Raw genomic sequence first — 6,255 nt, forward strand, 5'->3', positions numbered from 1 at the left:
GACTGTTTCACCGCGGTGTAGTTGAGTCCATCGCCGGCAAGCCGGCTCCTACATCTATGGATTATCAGTAGAACCGATCAATCACCCGAACTTCATTCTGGTTCTGCATCGAGTCCCAGGCCTGTTTCAGCGTTTGCAGGACATTGCCGATGAAGTCTTTGTCGGCTGCAGCTTTCTTGCCGACATAACCCTGGCCGCGACGGTACATTTTCAGTCGGGCCAACAGGTTCTGGTTGTTCTGGTCGAATTCGGCTTCATGGGCATGCGGCGACAGGCAATCGATATGAACCTGGCCCGATTTGCTGATCCACAGAATGTGGCTGTCGTGGCTGTCTTTTTGCGCAGCGAACATACGAGCCAGTTCATCGATAGTAGGTTGATTGTTCAGATTCATAATATGCCCCTTGACCATTTGGTGATCTTTCAAAGTTGATTCGCTAATACAAGTAGCCCATCGGTTAGTTGATCCCTGGCACCGAAACCAGGACGTCAGCGGTCGGCCGTCGAGAGTGACGGGGTTCCGCGTCTGTTGCATGTAGTCGTGTTGAATAACTGCTACGCAATAGCGTCACAACGAAGAGAAGCAGCGAATACCTTCAGGCCACTGCCGACGTTTTCAGGGTCGGCCACAAGCTTCATGAGGATTGATCGCCAGCGCTTCTCGTCCTTGTACTGGACGTTCGGGCCAGGTCAGCTTCTTCAATCTGCCTTGTGGGCAGCGTGTATCCGGGAAAAACAGCTCGGCGGTCAGACGAGCTTGCTCAAACATGTTGCTGTACTCCCGATCGGGGAGATGTCTGCATCATGCAAGGGCAAATCGGAGGCGTCAACGGTTTTGTAGTGATTATTTTCAGTCACTACATATTGTCGGACAAAGCTGTTTGGAATTAGAAAGCAGCAGGGTGAAAGCGCCCCTCAGGACGAGGGCAGCGAGCTTTGGAAGCGGTAAAAGGTGCAGGGATAACCGTCTACTGGCTGATGATGCCGGGAGAACGCGTCACCCGTGAGGCCAGGTATCACACGGGCCCAGAACTGCCGTGCAGGCGGGTTGGCGTCGATGTGGAAAATCTGCCATTGCCCGGGCAGCTGGCTCAAGAGGGTAGAAACGACAAACGTCGCGACTCCTTGGCCACGAAAGCGTCGGCTGACAAAAAGGTAGCCGATGTTGTACTGCGCGCCAGGCAGATGGGTGTTGTCATCCACGGTCACAAAACCGGCCAGCTCCCCGTCGACCTTGATCAGGAACGGGCGGGTTGCGGGGTTGCGCCAGTAGTCCTGTTGCGGCTGGATGCGGAAGAAGCCATGCCCGCCGAGTTTGAGCGGCAGCCACTCACTGAGGTCGTACATATAGAACTGCATCAGGTTTTCGAGCGTTTCCAGTTCGTCGCGCTGAGCGGCGTGCAGTTCTATCGAGGGCATGCGGGCTGGCTCCTGTTCAGAGCGGAATCAATCAGTGAGGCGCGAAGTCGTATTTTCCGCCTTTCTTCAGTGCGGTTTGATAGGCCGGGCGCGCCTGGAAGCGCTCGATCCAGGCGGCTACATGAGGGTAGTCGCCGAGCTTGCCTTGGGCGCGGGCGATTTCACCTATAAAACTCATCTGGATATCGGCTGCGCTGAATTCCTTGCCCAGCAGGTAATCGGACTGGCTCAGTGCCGTGTTCAGATAACCGAGGTAGTTGGCCACTTCCGAGTTGATCCGCGGATGCAGCGGTGCGCCGGCTTCACCGAGGCGTCCGACATACAGGTTCAACATCAGCGGCAACATGGCCGAGCCTTCGGCGAAATGCAGCCACTGCACGTATTCATCGTAGGCCGGGGTGGACGGATCGGGTTGCAGGCGCCCCTCACCATGGCGACGAATCAGGTAGTCGATGATTGCGGCGGACTCAATCAGCTTCTGCGTGCCGTCTTCGATGACCGGCGATTTGCCCAGGGCGTTGATCGCTTTCAGTTCCGGCGGGGCCAGGTTGGTTTTCGGATCGCGCTGATAGAGCTTCAGTTCGTAAGGGATGGCCAGTTCTTCCAGTAGCCACAGAATGCGCTGGGAGCGGGAGTTGTTCAGGTGGTGCACGATAATCATGGTCGATGCCTTTTCAGGAAACAGGGTTGTAGCCGGGCTTGAAGAACACTAGACCATCGCTGTCCAGTCGAAGTGCCATCAAGCTTTACCCGGCGTTTTTGCTGCACGTTTGGCGCCGGTCGATGGCTTGCGTTTGGCCGGCTTGCGTTTGTTTTTCCAGGGTGTGGCACCTCGCCCGGCAGGGCTTGCGGGCCCGCTGATGGTCAGGTTCAGGCCGGCGCAGCGGGCAACCTGCTTGCTCATCCACGCCGCCTGTTTGGTGACGAACTCTTCCAGGCTCATTTCGCCGTTCTGCACCATGTCCAGCGCCTGCTCCCAGATCGCTGTGGTGCCAGGGTCGGCAATCGCGCGCGGCACGGCGTCGATCAGGCTGAACGCCGCCGGGGTGGCGGCCAGGGCCTTGCCGTTCTTGATCAGATAACCACGGTCGAGCAGGCCCTGAATGATCGAGGCGCGGGTGGCCTCGGTGCCGATCCCGGTGGTGTCCTTGAGTTTCTGTTTCAGCAGTGGATCCTCGACCAGCTTGGCGACGTTCTTCATCGCCTTGATCAAATCACCTTCGGTAAACGGTTTGGGCGGCTGCGTCCAAAGGTCCTTGAGCTTTACTTCGGCCACCGCGCAATCACGGCCTTCGCTCAATGTCGGCAGTGTTTGCGGCGCCGGTACTTCGCGGCCCTTGGCCGGAGCAAGGGCCTCGGGCAGGGCGCGTTTCCAGCCGGGTTCGACGATCTGCTTGCCGACCGCGCGCAAGGCTTCACCGGCACAGTCGAAGTCGGCCTGGGTCCGGTCGTATTCGTGGTTGGGCAGAAACTGCGCCAGATAACGCGCACGGATCAGTGTGTAGACCGCTCGCTGCTTGCCCACCAGTCGATCCAGGTTCTTTGCCGCAGCCGTGGGGATGATGCCGTGGTGAGCGCTGACCTTGGCGTCATTCCAGGCCCGTGAGCGCCGTTGCGGTTCAAGGTGGTCCTGCAAGGCGTTCAGCGTCGGATCTGCTTGCCGCAGGGCGGCGAGAATACCGGGCGCTTCACTGTGTTGACTCACCGGCAGGTAACCGCAGTCGCTGCGAGGGTAGGTGATGACTTTGTGGGTTTCGTAGAGCGCCTGGGCGATGTCGAGGGTTTCCTGAGCGCCAAGCCCGAGTTTCTTCGAACAGACTTCCTGCAAGGTGCCCAAATCGAACGGCAACGGCGCCACTTCGCGCATGCGCTCGGTACGCAGTTTGATCACCCGGGCGCTCGCCGCGTTGCCAATTGCCGCCGCTGCCTGTTGTGCGAGTGCTTGATTGAGGCAGCGATCCTGATCGTCGCAAACGTCGGACGGCGCACGCCACTGTGCGGTGAACGCGGTGCCATCGTGCAGCAGCTGCACGTCGATGGCCCAGTAAGCCACGGGGACGAAATCGGCGATGCTGCGGTCGCGGTCCACTACCAGGCGCAGGGTCGGCGTTTGCACTCGACCGACCGGCAATACGCCCTGATAACCGGACTGGCGCCCCAGCAGCGTGAACAACCGGCTCATGTTCATACCGATCAGCCAGTCGGCCCGTGAACGGCCCAATGCTGAATGATAAAGGCTGAAGGTCTCCGCCCCCGGCTTCAGCGCAGCCAATGCCTTGCGGATTGACGCATCGTCCAGCGCCGACAGCCACAACCGCTGGATCGGCCCGCGATAACGACAATGCTCCACCAGTTCCCGGGCGATCATTTCGCCCTCACGGTCGGCGTCGGTGGCGATCACCAACTCATCGGCCTCGCCGAGCAAGCGTTTGACCGCCTTGTACTGACTGGCGGTGCGCGGTTTGACGGTCATTTTCCATTTGTCCGGAATGATCGGCAGATCCGCCAAGACCCAGCGCTTGTAGCGTGCGTCGTAGGCATCCGGTGGCGCGGTTTCCAGCAGATGGCCGATGCACCAGGTCACCGTGACGTCCGTTCCCAACCAGCAGCCGTCGCCGCGACGCCGGGCGCCGAGCACGGCCGCAATGTCTTTGGCCTGGGAAGGTTTTTCACAGAGGTACAGCCGCATAACCACCATCGTTCATCAATTGCCGGGAGGTGCACAGAATGGCGGCTGATGAGCGATGGAGCAATCTTTATCTGTATGGATGTACAGCTCGTGCGTTTCGACTCATTGCAACGAACGGCATCTCGCTTCTACATTTGACGTTATCCGCCTATGCGCTTGTGCCGGTCCTCCGACAGATAGCTTCAGCGCCCCGTTCGGCTGTGAAGCCGTCGCGCTGACGAAATCTGGGTTATACCTGACAAAGTTGTGTTCTCAAGTTTTGGGGCACTGTGCGACCCATTGCGGGCAAGTCGGATCGCCGCATCGCACGCTCCCACAGGTTTTTCATCGTCCCGAGGAACGCATTTCATGAAAAGCTCCGGTCCTAGCCCTGTCATTACCATCGCCGAGCAGCCCGGCTGTCTGTTAGTGAAGTTTCACGGCATTCAGGTGGCTGCGTCGGCGCGCGCGCTGGTGCTGCTGGAGGCCAATTACCCTCCGGTGTACTACGTGCCCCGGGAGGATATCGACGAGAAGTATTTTGCCCGCACCGACCACACGAGTTACTGCCCCTACAAGGGCGATGCGAGCTATTTCAGCCTGCAGGTCCCGGGGCATGAGGGCGCGAATGCGGCATGGAGCTATGAAGATCCCAAAGTGTCCGTAGAACAGATACGCGGTTACATTGCGTTCTATCCCGATCAGGTGAAGTTCGAGATTCTCAAAGACGTCGAGTGATTGAAAACGCCCTGCATAGACAGGGCGTTTTCACGATCAAGCGTTCAGCTCACGAACCGCCTGCACCAACGTTGACTCATCGATCTGAGCAATCGAAGTCACCCCGGTCAACGTCATCGCCACGCGCATCTCTTTGGCGAAAATATCCAGCATGTTTTCCACCCCGCGTTGACCGTCGGCGGCCAGGGCATAGGCCATGGATCGCCCCAGCAATACACCTTTCGCGCCCAGGGCCAGCATCCGCACGACATCGAGCCCCGAGCGGATCCCCGAGTCGACCAGCACCGTCAGATCATTCCCCACAGCTTGTACGATGGGCGGCAATGCCTTGGCGGTGGAAAGCACACCGTCCAGCTGTCGTCCGCCGTGGTTCGACACCACAATGCCGTCCGCGCCAAAGCTGACGGCGTCTCGCGCGTCCTGAGGATCGAGAATGCCCTTGATGATCATCGGGCCTTTCCAGAAGTCACGAATCCACTCCAGATCGCTCCAGCTGATCGACGGGTCGAAGTTGTTCGCCAGCCAGCCCATGTAGTCTTCGAGCGTGACGGCTTTGCCAAGGTACTTCGAGATGTTGCCCAGATCGTGCGGGCGTCCCATGACGCCGACGTTGAAGGCCCAGTCGGGTCGGGTCATCGCCTGAAGTATTCGCCGCGATGACGCAAACGGCCCGGACATGCCCGAGTGAGCATCCCGGTAGCGCGCGCCGGGCGTGGGCATGTCGACGGTAAACACCAGGTTTTTCACCCCGGCAGCCTTGGCCCGTTCCAGGGCGTTTTTCATGAAACCCCGGTCTTTCAGCACGTACAGCTGGAACCAGATGGATTGTTGGCTTTGCGCCACCACTTCCTCGATCGAACACACCGAGACTGTCGACAGGCACAGGGGAATGCCTTTGTTTTGCGCCGCTTTCACGGCCTGTACTTCGCCTCGACGGGCGAACATGCCTGTCAGGCCTACCGGTGCCAGGATGATCGGCATTGCGAGGGGCTGGTCGAAGAGGGTGGTTTGCAGGCTAAGGGTTTCGACGTTTTTCAGAATGCGCTGACGCAGGCTGATGCCTGTCAGGTCGGCGCTGTTGGCCCTTAGTGTGTGCTCCGCATAAGCGCCTCCATCGATGTAATCGAACAAGAAGCGGGGGAGTTTGCGGCGGGCTGCCTCGCGATAGTCGGATGCGGATGAAATGATCATGGTGCCTCGGTCGGGTGAGTGGCGGGGCGATGGGTGCTTGGAGCCAGAGTAGCGAAAACGGCTCGTGTTTGCGGTAATTCTGTTTTTCGCGGTGTTGGTGGGACCTGCTTGCGAAGGCTTTGTGTGGGTGTGTTTTTTTTGGGTGTACATATCCATTGCTGCGGTAACGGCTGCTTATGGTTTCGCTTTTACAGCGAGTCACTTGGAAGAGCCCCAAGTAACCAAGGGCTCTTGCCCCT

Annotated in this window: 6 protein-coding genes; 1 reads left to right on the top strand and 5 read right to left on the bottom strand. The window is 58.9% G+C overall.

Going from position 1 to position 6,255, the window contains the following annotated elements; all coding sequences use genetic code 11:
- Positions 1 to 64: 64 nt before the first annotated feature.
- The 4 genes from PMI32_RS17715 to PMI32_RS17700 all read right to left on the bottom strand — a co-directional run bounded on the left by PMI32_RS17715 (position 65) and on the right by PMI32_RS17700 (position 4,108).
- Positions 65 to 394 (bottom strand): hypothetical protein, encoded by a 330-nt coding sequence (locus tag PMI32_RS17715; protein ID WP_008028159.1) that lies wholly within the window; start codon positions 392 to 394, stop codon positions 65 to 67.
- Positions 395 to 915: 521 nt separating this feature from the next.
- Positions 916 to 1,419, bottom strand: coding sequence for a GNAT family N-acetyltransferase (locus PMI32_RS17710; protein WP_008028161.1), 504 nt, complete (start codon positions 1,417 to 1,419; stop codon positions 916 to 918).
- A 31-nt stretch (positions 1,420 to 1,450) separates the two neighbouring features.
- The gene (locus PMI32_RS17705) at positions 1,451 to 2,080 is read right to left on the bottom strand and encodes a glutathione S-transferase family protein (protein WP_008028163.1); all 630 of its coding nucleotides are present in this window, start codon (positions 2,078 to 2,080) and stop codon (positions 1,451 to 1,453) included.
- A gap of 78 nt (positions 2,081 to 2,158) precedes the next feature.
- A complete protein-coding gene (locus tag PMI32_RS17700) occupies positions 2,159 to 4,108 on the bottom strand; it encodes a DNA topoisomerase III (protein ID WP_008028166.1) in 1,950 nt (649 codons plus the stop codon).
- A 348-nt stretch (positions 4,109 to 4,456) separates the two neighbouring features.
- Here PMI32_RS17700 and PMI32_RS17695 point away from each other — a divergent pair, with 348 nt between their 5' ends.
- The gene (locus PMI32_RS17695; protein ID WP_008028168.1) at positions 4,457 to 4,825 is read left to right on the top strand and encodes a DUF427 domain-containing protein; all 369 of its coding nucleotides are present in this window, start codon (positions 4,457 to 4,459) and stop codon (positions 4,823 to 4,825) included.
- A 36-nt stretch (positions 4,826 to 4,861) separates the two neighbouring features.
- Here the strand turns inward: PMI32_RS17695 and lldD are convergent, their stop codons facing one another.
- Positions 4,862 to 6,016 carry an FMN-dependent L-lactate dehydrogenase LldD gene (lldD, locus tag PMI32_RS17690; protein WP_008028170.1) on the bottom strand — a complete coding sequence of 385 codons (1,155 nt, stop codon included), beginning with the start codon at positions 6,014 to 6,016 and terminating at the stop codon, positions 4,862 to 4,864.
- Positions 6,017 to 6,255 lie beyond the last annotated feature (239 nt).

It is taken from the genome of Pseudomonas sp. GM60, from assembly GCF_000282415.1.
Lineage (GTDB): Bacteria > Pseudomonadota > Gammaproteobacteria > Pseudomonadales > Pseudomonadaceae > Aquipseudomonas > Aquipseudomonas migulae.